We start from the raw sequence: 21,638 nt of genomic DNA, 5'->3' as shown, positions 1-21,638 counted from the left end.
CGAACAACCCCTGCGATCACCCACCGGTAACACGTAGGACCCCACCCGGAGAACCTGACGACGCTTTCCGGCCACCCACGATTGACACGCTTCCTGAGTGTTGGCCATGGCTTTCCCCGTCGATCTCCGCCGCTGCCAGGTACTGGGCCTGGCCGGTACCGCCTTCCTCGCCCTGGGAGGTGAGACGGCAGGCGCCCTGCCAGTACGCGAACTCATCGCGCCCTCGTCGGGGCGCGCGGCGCTCGGCCTGGTCGGCGTCTACTTCGGCGTGGTCCTGCTGATCGCCGCCTGGGCCCTGCTCGGCCGGATGGTGCGCAGCTCCGAACCGCCCACCCCGCGCTCGCTGATGCTCGTCCTCGTCGTCTGGGCGGCCCCGCTGCTCATCGCGCCGCCATTGTTCAGCCGGGACGTGTACAGCTATCTCGCGCAGGGCGCCATGGTCGACGCGCACATGGATGTGTACACCCACGGCCCCGCCATGCTGGGCGGCCCGCTCGCCGACGAGGTCGCCCCGGTGTGGCAGAACACCACGACCCCGTACGGCCCGGTGTTCCTCGCGGCAGCCTCCGCACTGTCCGGGCTGACCCGGGGCGAGATCCCGGCAGGCCTGTTCGGCATGCGGCTGATCGCGCTGATCGGCGTCGCGCTGATGGCGGCCGCGCTGCCCCGGCTCGCCCGGCACAGCGGCGCCGACCCGGCCGCCGCGCTCTGGCTGGGCGCGCTCAACCCGCTGGTGCTGCTGCACCTGGTTGCGGGCGCCCACAACGACGCCATCATGCTGGGGCTGCTCGGCGTGGGCCTGGTCGCGGCGCTCGGCCGGTGGCCGGTGCTGGGCGCCGTACTCGTCACGCTCGCCGCGCTGGTGAAGGCGCCCGCCGTGCTGGGCCTCGCCGCGGTCGTGGCCCTCCAGATCCGCCGGGGACGCAGCCCGGTGCGGGCTGTGCTCACCACAGTGGTCGCGGCCGGCGCCACGACCGTCGTCACCACCACCCTGACCGGAACGGGCTACGGCTGGATAAGCGCCCTGAGGACACCGGTGTCGCCGCAGAACTGGGCGCTGACCAGCCTCCTCGGCCGGGCGACCGCAGCAGTGCTCACGAAGCTCGGCAGCGACCTGGCACCCCTCGCCATCCCGGCCTGGCACACGCTCGGCCTCGTGGCCACCGCCGTCGCCGTGCTCGCCATATGGCTGCGCCGACCGCGCTTCAGCCCGGTCTACGCACTCGGCCTCAGCCTGGCCGTGGTGGTCGTCCTCGGCCCGGCGATCCGGCCCTGGTACGCCCTGTGGGCCCTGTTCCTCATCGCCGCGGCGGCGCCCAGCACCTCGGTACGGCACCGGCTGGCGGCGGTGACGGGCGTGGTCGCGCTCCTCGCCCTGCCGAGCGGCATGCCCGCCGGCACCGAAGAACTGATCCTCGCCGTCTCCGGCGGCGCACTCGCGGTCGTCGTCCTGTGGCAGGCCCACCAGGCCGCGCAGGCCCCGGCCCTTGGACGTACGGCATGAGAAAGCCGAGAATCACACAGCCCCGCACCGACCGCGGACGGCTGTTTCTCGTGCTGGCCCTCGCGGCCGCCGTCACCGTCTTCACCGCGACCGTGCCGCTGCTGCGCGACTGGTTCGACCTGCGCGTCTACTACGGGACCGTCAACAGCTGGGTCCACGACGGCGGACGGATCTACGACTACCACGTGCCCGGCACGACGTACGGCTTCACCTACCCGCCGTTCGCCGCCGTCGGCATGATGCCGATGGCGCTGGTCGGACTGCACACCGCGATCGCACTCGCGCTGCTCCTCAACCTGGCGGCCCTGGCGGTGGTCCTGCGGATCCTGACCGGGCGGCAGTGGCGCCGGTACGGCTGGTACGGCTGTGCCCTCGGCGTCTGTGCCCTGGCCCTGTTCGAACCGCTCCGCGACACCTTCAGCTTCGGCCAGGTCAACCTGCTGCTGCTGGCCCTGGTGCTCGCCGACGCGTGGCTGCTCACCACCGGGCGGGGCCGCTGGGCCGGGGTCGGCATCGGTCTGGCCGCCGCCATCAAGCTCACGCCCGCGCTCTTCATCGGCCTGCTGCTGATCGGCCGGCGGTGGCGTGCCGCCGGGGTCGCCACGGCCGTCGCCGCGGCGGCGACCGGAGTCGCGATGTGGGTGGCACCGGACGCCTCGCGCTTCTACTGGACCGAGGCACTGTGGGACACGACCCGCATCGGCCGCCTGTCCTACGTCTCCAACCAGTCCCTGCAAGGCGTCCTGGCGCGGCTCGCCGCACCGGACGAGCCGAGCCGGGCCGTCTGGGGCGTGGTGGTCCTGCTGGTCCTGGGCTTCTGGGCGTGGCGGGTCCGTGGGGCCGTCGGCGCCGGGGACTGGGCCGGCGCCTTCGCCCTGACGGGGCTGACCGCGTGTCTCGTCAGCCCGATCACGTGGGTGCACCATCTCGTGTGGCTGCTGCCGTCCTTCGCCGTGTTGATCCGCGCGGGGCGCCCGCGCGTCGCGGGCGCCCTGTACGCGGTGCTGTGCACCAGCGTGGTGTGGCTGTGGTTCCACGACTCGTCCGGTATCGACGGGTTCCTCGGCAGCAACACGTACACGTGGATCACGCTCGGACTGCTGCTGCGGCTGCCGGTCGGTCAACCCGCCGCGGGCCGCCCGCCCCTGCGCCTCAGCGCCAGCGCCACCGCAGCCGCGCCGAGCCCGGCGGCGCCCGCGATCGCACCCACCGCCGCCCAGCCGGGGCCGTCCTCCGCCGTGACCGGCGGGACGGCCGGCAGCGCGGCCGGTCCGGGCCTTGGCCTGGCACGCAAGGCGTCCAGCGAGCCCACCGGATCCACCCGCCCGGCAGCCCCGAACCCCCAGTCGAGCAGCGAACGCGCCTCCTCGTAGACGGCGAAACCGTCGCCCTCCTGGGGGTTCAGCACCGTGACGACAAGGGTGCGCCCGCCCCGGCGCGCGGCGGCGACGAGTGTGTTCCCGGCATTGCTGGTGTAGCCGTTCTTGACACCGATGAGCCCGGGATACGGCTCCACGCCGTCCTCGCCGGTCAGCAGCCGGTTGGTGTTCTGGATCTCGTACGACCACCCGCCACCGTCCGGGAATTCGGCCTCGGCGGTGGAGCAGTACCGCGCGAAGTCGGCGTTGCGCAGCCCGGCCCGGCCGAAGACCGCGAGGTCGTACGCCGACGACACCTGGCCGGGCGTGTCGTAGCCGTCGGGCGACAGTACGTGCGTGTCCATCGCGCCCAGGGAACGCGCCTTGGCCTGCATCCTGGCCGCCGCGCTGCGCCAGCCCCCGCTGAGCCGGGCGAGAACGTGCACGGCGTCGTTGCCGGAGTTGAGGAAGACCCCGCGCCACAGGTCGGCGACGCGGTAGGTGCGGCCCTCGGCGACGCCGACCAGGCTGCTGCCCGCACCGACGTCCGACAGCTCGTCCTCGCCGACGCGGTGCCGGAGCCCTCCGGGGAGGGCCGGGAGCACGGTGAGGGCGAACAGGGTCTTGAGGGTGCTGGCCGGTGGCAGCTTGCGGTGCGCGTCGTGCGCGGCGAGCACCTCGCCGGTGCGGGCGTCGGCCACCACCCATGACAGGGCCGAGATGTCCGGGACCTCGGGTGCGTCTGGGCGCGGCCGGACCTGGGTGCCGGGTTGGAAGAGCCGGCTCGGCTGCGGTGCCGTCACCCCCGGTCTGGCGGGTGTACCGGGGTCCGCCGCGGCGGGCGTCAGCGCGAGTGTGCCGGCCGTGCAGAGAGCGCAGGTCAGGCTGGCGGCGCGGGAAGAGAAACCGATGGTCATACCGTCAACGTAGGAATGGAGCCTACGTACGGCGTGGTGCCCGGGCCGGTGGGTGCGAGCGAGCACCCGGATGCGCTAGCGCTCCGCTGGGTGGGCCGTTTTTGGCTGCGGGTCCGGTGGGGGCTGGTCGCGCCCACGCGGCGGAGCCGCACATCGATACAGCCCCGCGCCCCTGGGTGGGTGCAGTCCTGCTCAGTTTATCGTGGGGAGTGTCGGTTGGATCTTGCGTAGGAACGTCTCGTTGTCCGGGGTGGTGCGCAGGCGGTCCAGGAGCGTTTCCAGGGCTGCCTGGGCGTCCCTGGGCTGGAGGACCCGTCGTAGGCCTTGTACCGTCGTCAACTCGGCCGGGGTCAGGAGGAGTTCCTCGCGGCGGGTGCCGGACGGGGTGATGTCCACGGCCGGGAAGACTCGGTGGGCGGCCAGGTCGCGGTTGAGGCGGAGTTCCATGTTGCCGGTGCCCTTGAGCTCTTCGAAGAAGAAGCCGTCGGCTCGGGAGCCGGTCTCCACCAAGGCCGTGGCGAGGATGGTGAGGGAGCCGCCCTCCTCGGCCAGGCGGGCCGCGCCGAAGAAGCGCTTGGGGCCGATCAGGGCGGTCGCGTCGACACCGCCGCTGAGGGTGCGGCCACCGGCGGCGGCCGCGTTGTTGTGCGCCCGGCACAGCCGGGTCAGGGAGTCGAGGAGGATCACGACGTCCTCGCCCGCCTCGACGAGCCGCTTGGCCCGCTCGATGACGAGGTCGGCGAGCGCGATGTGCTGCTTGGGCGTCTTGTCGAACGTCGAGGCGTACACCTCGCCGCGCACGGAGCGCCGCATGTCGGTGACCTCCTCGGGGCGCTCGTCGAGCAGCACCACCATGAGGCGGGCCTCGGGGTGGTTGCCGGCGACGGCGGCCGCGATCTGCTGGAGCAGCACGGTCTTGCCGGTCTTGGGCGGGGCCACGATCAGCCCGCGCTGGCCCTTGCCGACGGGGGCGATCAGGTCGGCGACGCGTCCGGTCAGGCCGGACGCCGGGTGTTCGAGACGGAGCCGCTCGCGCGGGTGGAGCGGGGTGAGGTCACGGAAGTGACGGCGGCCGCGCAGTGCGTCTGGCGTGCGCCCGTTGACGCGGGCGACCTCGGTGAGGGAGCGCTGTGCCCCGCGGACGCCTTCGACGAGGTCGCCCTTGCGCAGGCCGTGACGGCGGATCAGCGCGGGGGAGACCTGGAGGTCGGACGGCGAGGGCAGGAGGCTCTCGGCACGCAGGTGCCCCTTCCCGTTGCCGTCGATGTCGAGGACGCCGGTGGCTGCCTGGGTGGGGGGCTGCTGCTTGACTGGGGGGTGTTCGAGTGTGGTGGTCATGATGTGTGCGTCCTTTCGAGGACGGAGGCATGTGGCATGCGGAAGGAAGGGGGGAGAAGCCGCGAAGGGGCGCGAGCCGGCGAGCCGGCGCGCCGACGGGCGGCGGGGAACAACACCTCGGGTACGGCAGAACAACGCCGATGGCGAGGTGATGCAGGGAAGCTGATGTGCCGGTCCTGGAACGACGATGGCCGATCAGCTGTCTGAAGAGGAACTGGCACCGGCGCCCGGAAGGGGGCGTACACAAGTGCTAGCCGCACTGTACCACCCCGTGCGGGGCCGCGGCTGTGAGCTACGACTCAGCGGCTTGCCAGCAGGCCGTAGAGAAGCGGGATCCGCGGCTCGGTCAGCCGCCACCAGCCGGACGGTGAGCGCTCCATGCGCGGCCAGCGTGGCCAGGGCAGTTCGTCGCTCTCGCGCAGTCGCCGGATGGTGAGTCCCGCTCCGATCAACGCGTTGACGACCTCATCCATTCCGTGCATCCACTCGAAACTGTCGGTCGCGCCCTCGACGGCCGGCCCGTCGGTGTAGGTGTACGTCGCGTCGCGGTGGACGGCGCCGGCACTGCCCAGGTAGTCGTGGCGCAGCAGGAGCTCAGGCCCCTCGTCCGGCGCGGGCTTGGGGCCCAGCGAGTTGAGCAGCGGGTGGAATTCGACGATGTACAACCGGCCGCCCGGGCGCAGGAGTTGGGCGACGACGCCCGCCCAGCGCTCCAGATCGGGCAGATAGCACAGCGCGCCCTTGCCGGTGTACACGACGTCGAACTGCCGCCCGCCCACGGCCTCGACGGCGTCGTACACGTTCGCCCGCACATAGCCGACGTCGACACCCGCCTTTGCGGCGATGTCACGCGCGGCCGCCACCGACGCCTCGGAGAAGTCGAGTCCCACGGCCCGCGCACCCCGCTGCGCGAAGGCCAGCGTCTCCGTGCCGAGGTGGCACTGGAGGTGGAGCACGTCCTGGCCGGCCAGGACGCCGAGGTCGTCCCACTCGAAGCCGGCGAACCAGCGGGCGGGGTCGGGGCCGTCGTCGAGACCGTAGAACCGGCTGGCGAGGTGGACGGGGGTCCGGGCGTCCCAGTTCGCCTGGTTGGATCGCATCATCCGCTCGTGCGCGTCGGTCATGGCGCCACTATCGCAGCCTCCCCGCCTCATACCAGCCATACGAACCCCCGATGGCCCTCCGCTGACGCATTTCTTGTTCTCGCCAAAGGCCGTACCTACGCTGCGAGCACCGCATCAGGGCGGCATGGGACAAGGGACTTGGCAATCATGGGTCGACTGGCCGGGAAAATCGCTTTCATCAGTGGAACGGGGGCCGGAATTGGGCGGGCGGCGGCCCAGGTATTCGCTGCGGAAGGCGCGAACGTATTCGGCTGTGACATCGACGAGGACAGCGCCGCGGAAACCGTGGAAATCGTCGAGAAGGCCGGCGGTGTCATGCGGTCACTGGCCCCCGTCGATCTCTCCACCGAAGCCGGTGCCCGGGAGTGGATCGACGCCGGTATCGCGGCCTTCGGCGGGATCGACATCCTCTACAACAACGCCTCCGCGCTGCGGAACGGCCCGTTCGAGACCATGCCCGCCGAGGACTGGTACTTCACCATCAAGAACGAGCTCGACATCCCGTACTTCTGCACGCAGGCCGCCTGGCCCCACCTGATCGCCCGCGGCGGCGGCGCCGTCCTCAACGTCGCCTCCGTGGCCGCCGTACGCGGAGCGCCGTTCATGCCGATGGTGCCGCACGGAGCCGCCAAGGGCGGGGTCCTCGCGATGAGCAAGCACCTGTGCGCGGCCGGCGCCCCGCACCACATCCGGGTCAACACCATCGCCCCCGGTATGACCCGCACTTCGGCAACCGCGCCCTTCCTGGACGACCCGGACGGGCCCAGGGCCCAGCTGGAGGCGCGGATCCCGGTCGGGCGGGTGGGGGAGCCGGAGGACATCGCGCGCGCCGCGGCCTTCCTCTGCTCCGAGGAGGCGGCGTTCGTCAACGGCGCAAACCTCATGGTCGACGGCGGCGACAGCGCCATGGCGGGCTGAAGCGGCATGACCACACGACTGGACCACGTGGGCGTCAACGTACGCGAGCTGGCCGCCCAAACCGCCTGGTACACCGACGCGTTCGGGCTGCGGACCGTCTTCGAGTTCCACCTCGAAGGGCCCGGTCTGCGCGGCATCGTCCTGGAGCATCCGCACGGCTGGCGCATCGAGCTCCTCGCCCGGCCCGGCTCCGCCCCGGGCCTGCGCGCGCCCGACCCGCTGACCGCGGCCCTCACCGAGGGCTACGGGCACTTCGCGGTCACCACCCCCGAACTCGACCCCGTCTACGAGGCCTTGGTAGCCCACGGCGCGGGCGAGGTCATGAAACCCGGGCCGTCCCCCGAGCCCGGCGTGCGCATGGCCTGGGTCGGTGACCCCGAGGGAAATCTCATCGAACTCATAGAGCGCAGCACCACAGTTTCCCGCTGAGATGGAGTACGGAATGACGAAGGTCGCGAAAAGACTCGACACGGGCACACTCATAGCCTGCTGTCTGGCAGTTGCCGCCGCGCAGCTGTGCATTACCGTTCCCTCGCCCATCAACGGGGAAATTCAAGCCGCATTCGGGGCATCCGGTTCCCAGGTCGCCTGGGTGACCTCCGCCTTCATTCTCCCCACCGCCATTCTTGAACTGAATTTCGGTGTGGTGGGCGACCTCTTCGGCCGCAAGCGCCTGTTGGTGCTCGGCGGGCTCGTCCTGGCGCTCGGTGAGCTCCTCAACGCCACCTCGCAGAACATCACCATGATGTGGGTCGGCCAGGCTCTGGCCGGTATCGGCGCCGCCGCCCTCTTCCCGAGCTCCCTCGCGGTCATCGCGGCCGCCACACCCGACCAGAAGGACCGGGCCAAGGCGGTCTCCACCTGGGCCCTGAGCATCTCCCTCGCCTCGGCCGTGGGACCGCTGTCCTCCGGGATCCTCGCCACCGTCGCCGACTTCCGCTGGGCGTTCGTGCCGCCGGTCGTTCTCGGTCTCGTCGTCGCCGTCGCCTGCTGGAAGCTGGTCACCGACTCCAAGGCTCCCGAGGGCCGCACGCTGGACTGGCCCGGCCAGATCACCATCGCCGTCGGTCTGACCGCGCTGCTGTGGGGCATCATCGAGGGCGGTGAGCGCGGCTGGAGCAGCCCGGCGATCGTCGGCTCGCTGGCCCTGGCCGCCGTGGCCCTCGTCGGGTTCATCGTCGCGGAGAAGCGCGCCGCGTCCCCGATGTTCAACCTGGACCTGCTGAAGATCCCGTCGTTCGCGGCGGCGGCCGTCGTCGCCCTGGCCGGGATGTTCGGCTTCATCGGCACCGCCTACTGCGTCTCCATCCGGCTCGGCGCGGTGATGCACCTGAGCGCGCTGCGGGCCGGCATGCCGTTCGTGATCCTGCAGCTGATCCCGCTCCTTCTGGCGCCCGTGCTGAGCAAGATGCTCACCCGGGTGGACGCCCGCTGGCTGCTGATGGGCGGCCTGCTGCCGATGGCCGCCGGCCAGTTCTGGATCGCCGCGCTGCCCATCACCACCACCTCCCTCGCGGCCTTCATCGGCCCGGTGATGCTGCTCGGCATCGGCTTCATCTGCGTCGTGTCCTCGCTGACCTCGGCGGCCGTGAACGCCGTACCGATCAACATGACCGGCATGGCCAGCGGCGCCACGAGCCTGGTCCGCGAGTTCGGCCAGGGACTCGGCCCAGCCGTGATCAGCACGATCGCGATGAGCGTCGCGTCCTCCGCGCTGGTCGGCAAGCTCAGCGGCGCCGACGCCGGAATGGAGGCGGCGGCCGGACCTCTGGCCGTCGTCAACGCGGGCAGCGACAGCGCCCGGGCGGCCGCCCAGGCCGCGCTCGGCCACGGCATGGCCGTGGGTGTGGTGATCTGCGGCTGCGCCTCCCTGGTCGGTGCGGTGGTCACCCTGCTGCTGGTGCGGAAGAACACCGCACGCTCGACCGCCGACGTGACCGACGAGACGGCGGTGCAGGCCGCTACGGCGTAACGCGTACCGCGAGGAGAAAAGGCCGGGGCCGGCAGCCCCGGCCTTTTCTCGTACTCGGGGGCATCTGTGTGTCGATTCGCCGGGATGCCGTTCGTCGGTGGGGTGTAGGAAGCTCATGACCACCGGGAGGAACCATGAAGTACATGCTGCTCGTCTGCGGCGACGACACCGCCGACGCCTCCGGCATGCGACCCGTCGAACCCTGGGTCGAGAAGCTCGGCGACAGCGGCACCCGCCTGCACGGCCACCGCCTCGCGGACCCCGCCGACGCCGTCACCGTACGGGTGCGCGGCGGCGAGGTGCTGCGGACCGACGGACCGTTCGCGGAGACGAAGGAGTACGTCGCCGGCTTCGACATCGTGGAGTGCGACAGTCTGGAGGAGGCGATCGAGGCGGCCGCGAGCCATCCCGTCGCCGACATCGGCGCCATGGAGGTGCGCCCCTTCTGGGAGGACGAGGACCCGGAGGGTGAGATCCGCCGCCTCGACGCGGAACTCACCGAAGCGGCCCGCGCGCGGGACGTCGAGCGGGCCCTGGCCTGCTACACGCCCGACACCGAGGTGTTCCTCCCCGAGAGCGGACCGCGGCCGCTCGGCCGCGACGCCCTCCGCAAGGCCCAGGAGGCGGGCTACGCGACCCTGACCGGGCCGGTCGCCCGCGAGGCTCTGGAGTTCCGGCTCCGCGTGGACGAGAGCGTCGCGTTCGCCCACGCCCTCGTCCGGATCCGCGGCACCCGCACCGACGGGACGGGGTTCGACGAGACCCGGCATGTGACCACCGGCTACCGCCTGATCAGCGACCGCTGGCTGATCGCGCACGAGCACGCGTCGGCGCCCCTCGACGCCGACAGCGAGTAAGCAGACAGCGAGTAAGGAGGCGTCATGAAATACGTCCTGTTCATCTGCACCCCCGTGGGCGGCGAGGAACTCAGCCCCGAGGAGATCGCCGAGAGCCCCCGCTTCGCCGAGTACATCGACCTGGTGCGCGGCGGCGACATCGTGAAGGGCGGCGCGCGGCTGCGCCCGGCCTCCGACGCCACGACCGTGCGCGTCCAGGGCGACGAGGTCCTGCTCAGCGACGGACCGTTCGTCGAGTCCAAGGAGTACGTCGCCGGCGTCGACATCATCGAGGTCGCCGACCTCGACGAGGCCATCGCGCTCGCCTCCAGGCACCCCGCCGCACTCGGCGGCGGCTCGGTCGAGGTGCGGCCGGTCTGGGAATGACGGAAACCACTGTGAAGGAAACCACTGTGGAGGAGGCTGTCGCCGCCGCCTTCCGCGAGGAGTGGGGCCAGGTTGTCGCCACCCTGATCCGGGTGACCGGCGACTGGGACCTCGCCGAGGAATGCGCGCAGGACGCCTTCGCCCAGGCCCTCGACCGGTGGCGGCGCGACGGAGTGCCGCGCCGTCCCGGCGCCTGGCTCACCACGACCGCCCGCAACCGCGCCCTGGACGTCCTGCGCCGGGAGGCGGTGGGGGCGGCCAAACTCCGGGAGGCGGCGTTGCTGGCACGGGACGAGGGGCCGTACGACCCCGAACGCGACTACGAAGGCGCCGACAGCGGCGTCTCGGACGACCGGCTGCGGCTGATCTTCACCTGCTGCCACCCCGCACTGCCCATCGAGGCCCGGGTCGCGCTGACCCTGCGCACCCTCGCGGGGCTGACCACGTCCGAGATCGCCCGTGCCTTCCTTATCCCCGAGGCGACCATGGCGCAGCGGCTCGTGCGGGCCAAACGGAAGATCCGCAACGCCGGCATCCCGTACCGGGTTCCGCCCGCGCATCTCCTGCCCGAACGCACGACGGGCGTGCTCGGTGTCCTCTACCTCCTCTTCAACGAGGGCTACGCGGCCACCACCGGCACCGACCTGGTCCGCACGAACCTGTGCGCCGAGGCGATCCGGCTGGCCCGCGTCCTGGCCCGGCTCATGCCCGACGAGCCGGAAGCCCTCGGCCTGCTCGCGCTCCTGCTGCTGCACGACGCCCGCCGGGAGACCCGGGTGGATTCGGCGGGCGAGCTGGTGACGCTGGAGGACCAGGACCGCACGGCCTGGGACCGGGCCGAGATCGACGAGGGCACCACCCTGCTGGAGACCGCACTGCGCCGGGGCCGCCCCGGGCCGTACCAGATCCAGGCCGCCATCTCGGCCTGCCACACCACCGCGGCCACCGCCGAGGAGACCGACTGGGCCGACATCGCCGCCCTGTACGGCGAGTTGGAGCGGTTCGTGCCCTCCGCCGTGGTCCGGCTCAACCGCGCGGTCGCCGTCGGCGCGGCACAGAGCCCGGAGGCGGGACTGACCCTGGTCGCGGACCTGGAGCGGGCCGGCGAACTGGCCGGCTACCACCTGCTCCCCGCCACCCGCGCCGACCTGCTGCGCCGCAGCGGACGTACGGCGGAGGCGGCCGAGGCGTACGAACGGGCACTGGAGCTGGTCGAGAACGACGCGGAGCGGCGGTTCCTCGAAAAGCGGCTCGCGGAGTGTCGATCGGCCTAGGGATGCTCCGTCACTGCGCGTCGAGCGCGTTAGTGATCGCCTTCACACCGCCGTGCGCCGCAAAGCCGCCGTCCACCGTGATCTCCGCGCCGTTGACGTACGACGCCTCGTCGGAGAGGAGGTAGACGACCAGCGGTGCCACCTCGTCGACCGTGCCCGCGCGGCCCTGTGGGGTCAGTGAGAGGTGGGCCTCGACGAATACCGGGTTGGCGGTGGCCATGAGGGGGGTCTCGATGTAGCCGGGGTGGATGACGTTCGTGCGGATGCCGCGCGGGGCCAGCTCCAGCGCGGCCACCTTCGACAGGCCCCGCAGCGCCCACTTGCTGGTCGTGTAGGCGACCGCGTGATGGGCGGTGAGGCCGGCGACCGAGCCGACGTTCACGATGGACGACCCGGCGGGCATCAGCGGGGTGAGGGCCTGGATGCCGAGCATCGCGCCCGTGGTGTTCACGGCGAACGCCCGGTTCCAGTCGGCGAGTTCGACCTCGCCGAGGCGGGCCCGCATGGGGATCCCGGCGTTGTTGACCAGGCCGTGCACGACGTCGAGGGAGGCCGCCAGCGCCGCCCACTCGTCCGGCGACGACACGTCCAGATGACGAAAGCGCACGTCCAGGCCGTCGGCGCGCAGGGACGCGGCCAGCTTCTCGCCGGCCTCGTCCAGGACGTCGGTCGCGACCACCGTCGCACCCTCGCGGGCGGCAGCCGTCACCTCCGCGGCTCCCTGGCCCTGCGCGGCTCCGGTGACGACGACGGTACGGCCGGCCAGGCGCGTGCGGCTCACGGTTCCTCCAAGGGGTGCGGGATTCCTCCCGTCCACGCTAGGAAGCCGCGGACAGCTCCGGAAACGCGCCTTCGTCATGGCTGGCATCGACGGAGGCGATCTCCTCGACCGTAGCCTCCAGCGGCTCGTCGAGCGAGGCCCCGACCTTCCGCACCGTCTCCCGCAGCCAGCGGTGCGCCGGATCCGAGTGCCGGTTGTGGTGCCAGTACATGGCCTCCACCAGCGGCACCTCGGGGAACGGCGTCGGTACGGCCGTACAGCGCGCGAAGCCCTCGTAGCGCCGGGCCAGCCGCTCGGGTATCAGCGCCACCAGGTCCGTGCCGCCCACCAGGAACGGCAGCACGCTGAAGCCCGGCGCGCTGACCTGCACCTTCGGCACGATGCCCAAGGTCTCCAGCTGGCGGTCCGCGGGCGTCGCGCTCTTGCCGAACGCGGACGCGGCGTGCGGCAGCTCGGCCAGGTCGCGCAGGGTGAGCCGCCCGTCGACCAGACGCGGATTGTCGGGGTCGACGATGCACACGAACCGGTCGTGCATCACGGCCTCGCTGATCCCCGGCAGCCGGTAGCCGAGCGGCACCACCATCAGGTCGTGGCAGCGCAGATGCGTCTCGTTCTCCGGCTGGCCGTGGACCAGGGGGTGGAAGTCGATCCGTACGCCGGGCGCCTCGGCGGCGATGACCCGCAGCAGCGGCTCCACGAACACCGTCATCACGTAGTCCGACATCACGATCGAGAAGCGCTGCCGGCTGCGCTCGGGGTCGAAGTGCCGGGTCAGCGACATCGCCTCCTCGGCCTTGTACAGCGAGGCCTGGACGACCGGCAGCAGCCGCTCGGCGAGCGGGGTCAGCTCATACTCGCGGCCCACGCGCACCAGCAGCTCGTCGTTGAAGTGCCGCCGCAGCCGGGCCAGCGAGCCGCTCATCGCGGACTGGCTGGTGGAGAGCCGGATTCCGGCGTGCGTGACGTTCTTTTCCTCAAGAAGCGCTTCCAACGCCACCAGAAGATTGAGATCGATCGCTCCGAGACCCACGGATGTCCCCTTCCGGCCACGTCATTGAAGCATCGGTGAACGGAGGCTAGCTGGCGGACGGCGGCCGAGGAAGAGGGGCGGGCGTTCTCTCAGGAAGATGTGATGACAGCCATGCGACTGGCGAATACGAGCAGGTCAAAGGGCCTGTGCGCCGACAGCTCGCGCACAGGCCCGGCACAGTCGAACATGCTACGGGCGTGGGGTGCGGCCCCGTTTCCGAGCCCGCGGAAGGTAGGCGTCCGCGCGTCCGGTGACGATGCGGTTGGAGAGGCTGCCGAGGCGTTCCACGGTGAGCAGCACCTCGTCGCCGGGCTTGAGGGGCGGCGGGGTGCGCTCCCCGACCCGGCCCCAGAACTCGGCGAGCGCGCCCCAGCCGCAGGTGCCCGAGCCGAGGATGTCGCCGGGGCGCACCCAGGCGTCGCGGGACGCGTAGGCGATCATCTCCTCGAAGGTCCAGGAGATGTTGGCGAGGGTGTCGCGGCCGATCAGTTCGCCGTTGAGGATGACGGTCATCTCCAGGTCGAGGAAGCCGTCGGCGTCCCTGCGGTCCTCGACCTCGTCGGCCGTCACCAGATACGGGCCGAGTGTGTTGGCGAAGTCCTTGCCCTTGGAGAAGCCGAGGCCCAGGTTCTTCTCGGGCTTCTGCAGGTCGCGCGCCGACCAGTCGTTGAAGACCGTGTAGCCGACGATGTGCTCACGAGCTTCCTCCGGCGTGAGGTCGCGTCCCGCACGCCCGATGACCGCACCCACCTCCAGCTCGAAGTCGAGGACCGAGCAGCCCGCGGGGATCGGCACGTCGTCGTACGCGCCGTAACCCGCGTGCGGGTTGGTGAAGTAGAAGTTGGGCGCCCGGTACCACTCCTCCGGTACGTGCTCCAGCCCGTCCAGCGACTTCGACACGCCCTCGATGTGCGCCTCGAAACCGACGAAGTCCCGGATCGACGGGGGCTTCAGCGGTGGCAGCAGCCGTACCTGATCCACCGTCAGGTCACTGCTGTGCGTGAGGGCTTCGGCGCCTGCCGCGTGCAGCACCTCCTGCTCGATCAGGGTCAGCAGGGTGACCCCTTCGGGCAGTGGGTGAACGACGCCGTCCCTGATCGCCGCGGCGCGCTCCACGCCCTCGTACTCGTATGTCGCGAAACGCATGGCTCACTGCTCCCAGTGGTTGGTGTTGGTGACGGTGCCCGCGCTCAGAAATCCGGCGAACAGGCCCTTGGGGTCGCGGGCGGCGCGGATCTCCTGGAGCCGCCGCCACTGCTCGTCGCCCATGAACTTCAGCTGCCGGACGGTGAAGTCGGAGTCCCCGAGGTACTGGCCAGCGGTGACCGGCTGCATGTCCGCCATCGCCGCGTCCAGCCAGGCGCGCAACTCGGCGTCGCGCTCGGGTTCGTCGTGGACGACGTAGGTGGCGCAGTAGATCTCCGACTGCAACGAGAAGGCCATGTCGGGGAGTTCGCGCAACGGGGCCATGGAGAACCAGATGGTGAAGGTCTGCCGGGTGGGGTGCTGGGTGAACGCCTTGCGGATCGCCGGGACGACCTCCGCCGCCGTGCCGGTCAGCCAGGCGTTGTCGACGAGATAGCGGTGGCCCTCCGGGTTGGCGGTCCGCTGGCCCCGCAACTGCTCGGCGAACGTGGTCGGTTCGGCCTCGACGCGGAAGAGCGCCCGGTCCGCGTACGGGTTGGCGTGCAGCGGGGCCAGCGCCTCGGCCGCCTCCTCGGGGGTGTCGGTCAGCGCCACGCCCGTGACCAGCAGCACCGGCCCGTCGAAGTCGGGCAGCGGCGGCGTCTGCGTCAGGGCGACGATCTCCACCAGGTCCGACACCGTGTGGTGCATGCCGTGCAGCCAGGTCATGACCTCGTCGAAGAGGGCCAGGGGGTACGCGTGCACGGTGTGCGCCAGATGCTTCGGCAGCGGGCGGGTGCGCAGGTGGAAGCGGGTGACGACACCGAAGAAGCCGGGGCCCGCTCCGCGCGCCGCCCAGAACAGGTCGCTGTGGTGCGTGTCGTCCGCCCGCACCAGCTCGCCCTCGGCGGTGACGAGGTCGATGGCGACGATGTTCTCCGCCGCCCAGCCCCAGCCGCGCGCGTTCCAGCCCTGCCCGCCCTGGAGGAGGAAGCCGCCGATACCGACGGAGGGACAGTGCCCGCCGTTGAAGAAGCGGCCGAACTCGCCGAGATACGGGTTGAGTTCGTCGCCACCCTTGACGCTGGGGGTCGCCGTCACCAACTCGGTCCGCGCGTCGTACGACATCTCCCGGAAGTCCCCGAGATCGATCAGCAGCGCCTCCTCCCGCACCGACCAGGCGGCCCAGCTGTGTCCGCCGGAGCGGACGGCGACCTGCCAGCCACGCTCCAGGGCGAGTCGTACGCCCTCGACGACGTCCTGCTCGGTCTCCGCCTTCAGTACGGCTGCAGGGGTACGGTCCGACGGGCGGCGGGCGTTGAAGACGCGGCCGAAGCAGGCCTCCTCGAAGTCCTCGTCGCCGGGGAAGTGGAGGGTGCCGGAGAAAAGGTTGTTCTGCGGGGATTCGGGGGTCGTCCCCCGATTGATAGCAGCCACGTGCGTACTCACTTGATCGCGATCGGGTTGACGGGGGCGCCCACCGCGCCGGTCACCGGCAACGGGGCGGCGACCAGCAGGAACTCGTAGACGCCGTCGGCAGCGCAGTCCTCGGCCAGCGTCTCCAGGTCCCACATCTCGCCCAGCGGGAGGCCCATGTTGGGGATCGCGATCTGGTGCAGCGGGGACATCGCCGGCTCGGCGAACTCGTAGGGGCGCACCTCAAGTCCCCAGGTGTCGGAGGCGATCGCCGCGATCTCCGTGCGGTGGAGCCAGCCGAGGGTGGTGAAGGAGAGGCCGGGGGCGTCGCCGGCGGCGTAACCGCCCCACTCGCCAAGCCGTCGTACGCGGCCGAGTTGGCCGGTGCGGACGAGTACGAGGTCGCCGCGCCGGACGCTCGACGTGGCGCCCTGTGCCTCGATCGTGGCCCGCAGGTGCTCCTCCAGGATGGGGAAGCCGTCGGGGAGTTCACCGTGTTCGTCGCCGACCGCCCGGCCCACGTCGAGGAGAACACCGCGGCCCGTGAAGGCCTCCTTCATGTGCTCGATGCCGGTGACCGAGTCGCCGTTGCCGTTGACGATGGTGCACGGACGGCCGTTCCAGGCCTGCTTGTTGTCGTAGATGTGGCCCAGGCCGTCCCACTGGGTGGAGGCCTGCAACGGCATCACGATGTGGTCGTCGGCTCCGCCGAAGCCGTGCGGGAAACCCTGTGTCTCGGCGGCCGCGTCCGAGCCGGTGTCCTTCATGTAGTGGACGGGGTTGATCCGGCCGCGGAAACCGCGCTGCGGACCGTCCTCGTTGAACTCCTGCGCGAGGGAGAAGGCCCGCCCGCGCCGGACCAGACCGACCGCGTGCGCCCGTATCGCGTCGTCGATGTGGTTGAGCGTGCCGAGCACGTCGTCCTCGCCCCAGCGTCCCCAATTGCGGTACGCGGAACGGGCCTTGGCGAGTTCTTCCTCGATGGGCCCCACGGTCGTCATCGGGTACGTCCTTTCAGCAGCAGGTCCAGGGCGTTGCCCCCGGCGACGGCGGCCCGGTCGGCCGGGGCGAGCCCGGCTGCGTCCAGGCGGGTGACGGGGTCGTCGACGCCCATGTCGAAGGGGTAGTCCGTGCCGAGGACGACCCGGTCGGCGCCCACCTCCTCGACCAGGTGGCGCAGGGCGCGCGGGGTGTAGACGAGGGCGTCGAACCACATCCGCCGCAGATACGCGCTGGGCGGCTCGGCGCAGCCGCGTGCGTCCTCGCGGGCGTGCCAGGCGTGGTCGGAGCGGCCGACGTAGGTGGGCAGGTAGCCGCCGCCGTGCGCGGCCACCAGCTTCAGGCGCGGGAAGCGGTCCAGGACGCCGGTGAAGATCAGGTGCGACAGCGCGATCGTCGTCTCGACCGGCTGGCCGACCGTGTTGCCCAGGTAGTGGGTCGCAAGCCGCTCGCCCAGCGAGCAGCCCCACGGGTGCACGAAGACGACCGCGCCCAGTTCCTCCGCCTTCTGCCACACGGCGTCGTGCGCCGGATCGGCCAGCTCCCGGCCGTCGACGGTCGTGGACACGCTGATCCCGTACAGGCCGTACTCGGTGACCGCCTTGTCCAGGAGGGCGACGGCGAGATCCGGGTGCTGGAGCGGGACCGTGCCGAGGCCGTACAGCCGCTCGGGCGCCTCGGCGCAGTGCGCGGCCACCGCCTCGTTGACGGTACGGGCGAGGCGCAGTGCGAGATCCGGGTCCGCCCAGTAGTGGTGCATCGGCATTGGGCCGACCACCTGGATGTCGACGCCCATCGCGTCCAGGTCGGCGAGGCGGGCCGTCATTCCCGTCAACTTCGGTGCCAGGCGCTGGAGTTGGGCCCGGTTGACGGCCAGGGATGCGGGGGAGTGGGCGCTCTGTTCGGCCGCCAGCTCGGCGGCGAGGCCGGGCGTGCCCGCGACCAGGGCGTCGGCGGCGGGGACGGCGAGATGGCCGTGGAAGTCCACGGTGGGAGCTTCCGGGTGCGTGCTCATGCGGCCGCCGTCAGGGAGTCCAACGTCTCGGACATGATCCGCGCGGGGTCGGCGCCGGGCGTGCCCGGGTGGATCTCCCACTCGGCCAGCTGGAGCGAGTTCTCCAGAACCATCCGCACCCGCGGCAACCGCCGGGCCATGAAGTGGTCGAGGGCCTTCTCCAGCGGCTCGTCCCCGGTGACCAGCTCCGCCAGCAGCACCGCGTCCTCCACGCACATCGCGGCGCCCTGGGCGATCAGTGGGGGGCACGCGTGTGCCGCGTCGCCGATGATCGTCGTACGGCCGCGGTGCCAGGGCTCGTCGACGAGGATCGCCTCGATCCAGCGGTAGTCGACCGCCGTGTCCTCGGGCAGCGAGGCGAGGATCTTGCCCCAGGTGCCGCCGTATCCGGCACCGCGCTCGCGCAGCAGCGACAGCGGGGCTCTGGGGCCGATCAGGGAGGAGTCCAGGTTCTCGTCGAGGAGGTAGGCGTAGCACTGGTCCGGCGAGATCGGGCTGTAGCCGGCCTTGAAGCGGGGGCCGCCGTAGTACACCTCGGCGCAGTCCATCTCGGCGGGGCGGTCGGCGACGACCCGGAAGATCGACATGCCGACCGGGCGGGGCCGGGTGTCGATGCCGATGAGGGAGCGGAAGCGGGAGTTGATGCCGTCGGCGCCCACCACGAGGTCGTAGCGGCCGGTGGAGCCGTCGGTGAAGGTCACGTCGACGTGGTCGGGGGACTGGTCGAGGCGGTCGACGCTCAGGCCGAGGCGGACCCGCACCCCGTGCGCGTACACGGCGTCGCACAGGGCGTTCTGGAGGTCCGAGCGCAGCGCGCCCGCCGTGGACGGCAGGTCCGCGCCGCCGGTGTGCGGAGTGGCCAGCTCGGTGATCAGCTCCCCGTCGGCCCGGCGCAGCCGCATGATGTCGAACGGCACCGCCCGGGCCAGCGCCCGGTCCAGCACGCCCACCGAGCGCAACGCCTTCAGCGCGTTGCCCTGGATGGTGATGCCGTGGCCCACACCGAACCACTGGGGCGAGATCTCGACGAGCTCCACCTCGGCGCCGCGCTGGGCGAGCGCGAGGCACAGCACGCTTCCGGTGATGCCGCCGCCGACGACGAGCACCTTTTGTACGGGCATGGTGATCCTTGCGAACGTAGAAGAGGAGTGGGGGCAGCCGTCAGCCGGCGAAGCGCGCGCCGAGCTCGTGGTAATGCTCGACGGCCGGTGCGGCGGCGAAGAACGGGCCGACCAGGGCCCGCCACCGCTGGAAGCGCTCCGACTCGCGGAAACCGACCGTGTGCGCTTCGACCGACTCCCAGCCGACCAGCAGCAGGAACACCTGGGGCCGCTCCGCGCAGCGCAGCAGCTCGGCCCAGCGGAAGCCGTCGGCCTCGGCGAGCACCTCGCGGCCCTTGCCGAAGGCCTCCTGGAACTCCGTTTCCCGGCCGGCTTCGACGGTCAACTCGGCGTGCTCGACGACCACGTTCATCTCCTCGGTTGGTGGGGTGCTCCGAGCCTGCTCGGGCGGTGGATGCAGGGTCAACGGATCGAGGCATCGACAAGGGGGACGTCATGCATCCCGCACGGTGATGGAGCCCCCCGCGCGGCGGAGCCGCATATCGATACGGCGCGCCCATCGGCCCGCTGATGGCAGGCATCGCGAACGGCCATTTCCGCCGCGTGCCCCGGCTGCCTAGCGTCGAGGGCAAGCCCGCAGCCGTACGAGGAGAGCGCCCGTGCCCGATCCACTGCCCACCCATGCCGGACCGTTCGCGCTCGGCACCTTCGCCAGACAGGACGCGGCCGGCAGTTTCCCCGGCCTGGTCACCGGGGCGCGGGTGCGCGACCTGTCCGAGCTCGTGCCGTCCGTGCGCGCGCTCGTCGAGGACTGGGACGACTGGCTGCCCCGCCTCGCCGAACTCGTCGTCTCCGCCGACGGCACCTGGTTCGACCTGGCCGCCCTGCGTGTCCTGACGCCCATCGAGCCGGGCCAGGTGCTGCAGAGCGGCGCCAACTACCGCAAGCACGTGGTCGATCTGGTCGCCGCCGAGCGGGAGAGCGTGCACGGAGCGACCCCCGAGGAGGCCCGCGCCGACGCCGAGAAGATGATGGACGAGCGGATCCGCAGCGGCGTCCCGTACGTCTTCCTCGGCACCCCGCGCGCGATCTGCGGCCCCTACGACGACATCGTGCTCCCCGCGCTCGGCGAGCAGCACGACTGGGAACTCGAACTCGCCCTCGTCATCGGCAGGTCGGGCAAGAACATCCCCGAAGAGGACGCGATGTCGTACGTCGCCGCGTACACCATCTGCAACGACCTCACCACCCGGGACCGCCTCTACCGGCCCGATCTGAAGGCCATCGGCACCGACTGGTTCACCGCCAAGAACGCCGACACCTTCCTGCCGACCGGACCCTTCCTGGTGCCGGCCGCCTTTGCCGGTGACCCCTCCGATCTGCGAATCACCTTGCGCCACAACGGAGTTGTCCGGCAGGACGAGTCCACCAAGGACATGATCTTCGACATCCCGAGGCTCATCGCGTACGTCTCCACGACCACCACGCTGCGCCCCGGCGACCTGCTGCTCACCGGCTCCCCGGCCGGCAACGGCGCGCACTGGGGCGTCTTCCTCAAGCCGGGGGACGTCGTGGAGTCGGAGATCACGGGCCTGGGGCACCAGCGCAACACCGTCAGGAGCCACGTATGAGCTTCCAGCCCATCACCCATCTGCGCCATGTCGACCTGGCCGTACCGGACTTCGCCAAGCAGCGCGCCTTCTACGGCACCACCTGGGGCCTGACGGAGGTCGCGAACGACAGCGGTATCGCCTTCTTCGCCGCCGAGGGCAGCCCCGAGCAGTACATCGTCCGGATCCGCGAGGACGAGCGGAAGCGGATGGACCTGGTCGCCTTCGGGGCCGTGTCACCGGCCGCCGTGGACGAGCTGCATGGGCGGCTCGGCCGAGCCGGAGTGCAACTGGTCAGTGAACCCGGGGCGTTGGACACCCCGGGCGGAGGCTACGGCTTCCGCTTCTTCGACCCGGACGGGCGGGTCGTCGAGGTCTCCGCGGACGTCGAGACCCGGACGCACCGAAAGATCGAGGAGCGCGAGGCGATCCCCGTCCGGCTCTCCCACTGCGTGGTCAACTCCCAGGACCCGGAGGGCCTGCGGGACTTCTACGTCGAGCACCTCGGCTTCCGGCTCACCGACACCCTGTACTCCACGCACATGGGCGACCTCATGTACTTCCTGCGGTGCAGCCCCCTGCACCACTCCTTCGCCATCGCCCGAGGGCCCCATGTGTCCCTGCACCACGCCTCGTTCGAGATGCGCGGCGTCGAGGAGTACATGCGGGGCACGGGGCGTGCGCTGCGTGCCGGGACCCGGCTCACCTGGGGTCCGGGCCGCCACCTGGCCGGCGACAACACCTTCTCGTACTTCCACGACCCGCACGGCAACACCGTGGAGTACACCACCGAACTCGCCGTCCTCGAAGAGGACCTGTGGCATCCCGGCCGCCACGACGTGGACGACCCGATCACCCAGGACCAGTGGGGAACGGCCGACCCGATGAGCGAGTCGGTCGCCAAGGAGCAGTTCAACGACCCCGACGTGCTGTTCGTCGCTCCTCCGGTGTGATCCAACTACCTGTAGAAAGG

The 21,638-nt window shown here is 71.2% G+C and carries 20 protein-coding genes and 1 pseudogene; 10 read left to right on the top strand and 11 right to left on the bottom strand.

Translation table 11 applies throughout. The features are described 5' to 3' along the window. Positions 1–106 precede the first annotated feature (106 nt). Together mptB and AC5DRG_RS04775 are read left to right on the top strand one after the other, a co-directional pair. Entirely contained in the window at positions 107–1,504 is a 1,398-nt protein-coding gene (gene mptB / locus AC5DRG_RS04780; protein ID WP_491808282.1) for a polyprenol phosphomannose-dependent alpha 1,6 mannosyltransferase MptB, read from the top strand. A gap of 11 nt (positions 1,505–1,515) precedes the next feature. Continuing rightward, a complete protein-coding gene (locus AC5DRG_RS04775) occupies positions 1,516–2,877 on the top strand; it encodes a glycosyltransferase 87 family protein (protein ID WP_491812970.1) in 1,362 nt (453 codons plus the stop codon). Between the two features lie 35 nt (positions 2,878–2,912). Here the strand turns inward: AC5DRG_RS04775 and AC5DRG_RS04770 are convergent. From AC5DRG_RS04770 to AC5DRG_RS04760, 3 genes and pseudogenes are all read right to left on the bottom strand, one after another. After that, positions 2,913–3,779: pseudogene (locus AC5DRG_RS04770) on the bottom strand (D-alanyl-D-alanine carboxypeptidase family protein); the annotation flags it as partial. A 192-nt stretch (positions 3,780–3,971) separates the two neighbouring features. Continuing rightward, positions 3,972–5,117: a transcription termination factor Rho gene (rho, locus tag AC5DRG_RS04765; RefSeq protein WP_491808281.1), complete on the bottom strand. Its 1,146-nt coding sequence runs from the start codon at positions 5,115–5,117 to the stop codon at positions 3,972–3,974. A 299-nt stretch (positions 5,118–5,416) separates the two neighbouring features. Beyond that, positions 5,417–6,241: a class I SAM-dependent methyltransferase gene (locus tag AC5DRG_RS04760; RefSeq protein ID WP_491808280.1), complete on the bottom strand. Its 825-nt coding sequence runs from the start codon at positions 6,239–6,241 to the stop codon at positions 5,417–5,419. A gap of 147 nt (positions 6,242–6,388) precedes the next feature. Between AC5DRG_RS04760 and AC5DRG_RS04755 the strand changes: the two genes are divergently transcribed. The 6 genes from AC5DRG_RS04755 to AC5DRG_RS04730 all read left to right on the top strand — a co-directional run bounded on the left by AC5DRG_RS04755 (position 6,389) and on the right by AC5DRG_RS04730 (position 11,628). Next, complete coding sequence (locus AC5DRG_RS04755; protein ID WP_491808279.1) at positions 6,389–7,159, top strand: SDR family NAD(P)-dependent oxidoreductase; 771 nt, start codon at positions 6,389–6,391, stop codon at positions 7,157–7,159. A 6-nt stretch (positions 7,160–7,165) separates the two neighbouring features. Further along, a complete protein-coding gene (locus AC5DRG_RS04750) occupies positions 7,166–7,588 on the top strand; it encodes a VOC family protein (RefSeq protein WP_491808278.1) in 423 nt (140 codons plus the stop codon). Between the two features lies 1 nt (position 7,589). After that, complete coding sequence (locus tag AC5DRG_RS04745) at positions 7,590–9,131, top strand: MFS transporter (RefSeq protein WP_491808277.1); 1,542 nt, start codon at positions 7,590–7,592, stop codon at positions 9,129–9,131. A 134-nt stretch (positions 9,132–9,265) separates the two neighbouring features. Then, the gene (locus AC5DRG_RS04740) at positions 9,266–9,988 is read left to right on the top strand and encodes a YciI family protein (protein WP_491808276.1); all 723 of its coding nucleotides are present in this window, start codon (positions 9,266–9,268) and stop codon (positions 9,986–9,988) included. 24 nt (positions 9,989–10,012) lie between these two features. Further along, entirely contained in the window at positions 10,013–10,354 is a 342-nt protein-coding gene (locus AC5DRG_RS04735; protein ID WP_491808275.1) for a YciI family protein, read from the top strand. Next, positions 10,351–11,628 (top strand): RNA polymerase sigma factor, encoded by a 1,278-nt coding sequence (locus tag AC5DRG_RS04730; protein ID WP_491808274.1) that lies wholly within the window; start codon positions 10,351–10,353, stop codon positions 11,626–11,628. The genes AC5DRG_RS04735 and AC5DRG_RS04730 overlap by 4 nt, the downstream gene beginning before the upstream one ends. A gap of 10 nt (positions 11,629–11,638) precedes the next feature. Here the strand turns inward: AC5DRG_RS04730 and AC5DRG_RS04725 are convergent, their stop codons facing one another. The 8 genes from AC5DRG_RS04725 to AC5DRG_RS04690 all read right to left on the bottom strand — a co-directional run bounded on the left by AC5DRG_RS04725 (position 11,639) and on the right by AC5DRG_RS04690 (position 19,467). Continuing rightward, positions 11,639–12,409 (bottom strand): SDR family NAD(P)-dependent oxidoreductase, encoded by a 771-nt coding sequence (locus AC5DRG_RS04725; RefSeq protein ID WP_491808273.1) that lies wholly within the window; start codon positions 12,407–12,409, stop codon positions 11,639–11,641. A gap of 37 nt (positions 12,410–12,446) precedes the next feature. Next, on the bottom strand, positions 12,447–13,439 hold the full coding sequence (locus tag AC5DRG_RS04720) for a LysR family transcriptional regulator (protein WP_491808272.1): 993 nt from the start codon (positions 13,437–13,439) through the stop codon (positions 12,447–12,449). Positions 13,440–13,628: 189 nt separating this feature from the next. Beyond that, complete coding sequence (locus tag AC5DRG_RS04715) at positions 13,629–14,585, bottom strand: fumarylacetoacetate hydrolase family protein (RefSeq protein ID WP_491808270.1); 957 nt, start codon at positions 14,583–14,585, stop codon at positions 13,629–13,631. 3 nt (positions 14,586–14,588) lie between these two features. After that, the gene (locus AC5DRG_RS04710) at positions 14,589–16,001 is read right to left on the bottom strand and encodes an FAD-binding oxidoreductase (protein ID WP_491808268.1); all 1,413 of its coding nucleotides are present in this window, start codon (positions 15,999–16,001) and stop codon (positions 14,589–14,591) included. An 8-nt stretch (positions 16,002–16,009) separates the two neighbouring features. Continuing rightward, positions 16,010–16,981, bottom strand: coding sequence for a cyclase family protein (locus tag AC5DRG_RS04705; RefSeq protein WP_491808267.1), 972 nt, complete (start codon positions 16,979–16,981; stop codon positions 16,010–16,012). Further along, positions 16,978–17,994 carry an amidohydrolase family protein gene (locus tag AC5DRG_RS04700; RefSeq protein ID WP_491808266.1) on the bottom strand — a complete coding sequence of 339 codons (1,017 nt, stop codon included), beginning with the start codon at positions 17,992–17,994 and terminating at the stop codon, positions 16,978–16,980. Before AC5DRG_RS04700 ends, AC5DRG_RS04705 begins: the two co-directional genes overlap by 4 nt. Beyond that, entirely contained in the window at positions 17,991–19,115 is a 1,125-nt protein-coding gene (locus tag AC5DRG_RS04695; RefSeq protein WP_491808265.1) for an FAD-dependent monooxygenase, read from the bottom strand. The genes AC5DRG_RS04700 and AC5DRG_RS04695 overlap by 4 nt, the downstream gene beginning before the upstream one ends. Positions 19,116–19,155: 40 nt before the next feature. Beyond that, positions 19,156–19,467 carry an antibiotic biosynthesis monooxygenase family protein gene (locus AC5DRG_RS04690; protein ID WP_491808263.1) on the bottom strand — a complete coding sequence of 104 codons (312 nt, stop codon included), beginning with the start codon at positions 19,465–19,467 and terminating at the stop codon, positions 19,156–19,158. Between the two features lie 247 nt (positions 19,468–19,714). Here AC5DRG_RS04690 and AC5DRG_RS04685 point away from each other — a divergent pair, with 247 nt between their 5' ends. Together AC5DRG_RS04685 and AC5DRG_RS04680 are read left to right on the top strand one after the other, a co-directional pair. Beyond that, positions 19,715–20,686 carry a fumarylacetoacetate hydrolase family protein gene (locus tag AC5DRG_RS04685; protein WP_491808261.1) on the top strand — a complete coding sequence of 324 codons (972 nt, stop codon included), beginning with the start codon at positions 19,715–19,717 and terminating at the stop codon, positions 20,684–20,686. Further along, positions 20,683–21,618 (top strand): VOC family protein, encoded by a 936-nt coding sequence (locus AC5DRG_RS04680; RefSeq protein WP_491808260.1) that lies wholly within the window; start codon positions 20,683–20,685, stop codon positions 21,616–21,618. The genes AC5DRG_RS04685 and AC5DRG_RS04680 overlap by 4 nt, the downstream gene beginning before the upstream one ends. Positions 21,619–21,638: the final 20 nt, after the last annotated feature.

The sequence above is a fragment of the Streptomyces sp. JLBG701 genome (assembly GCF_058544905.1).
This window is presented reverse-complemented; position numbering and strand designations above follow the sequence as displayed.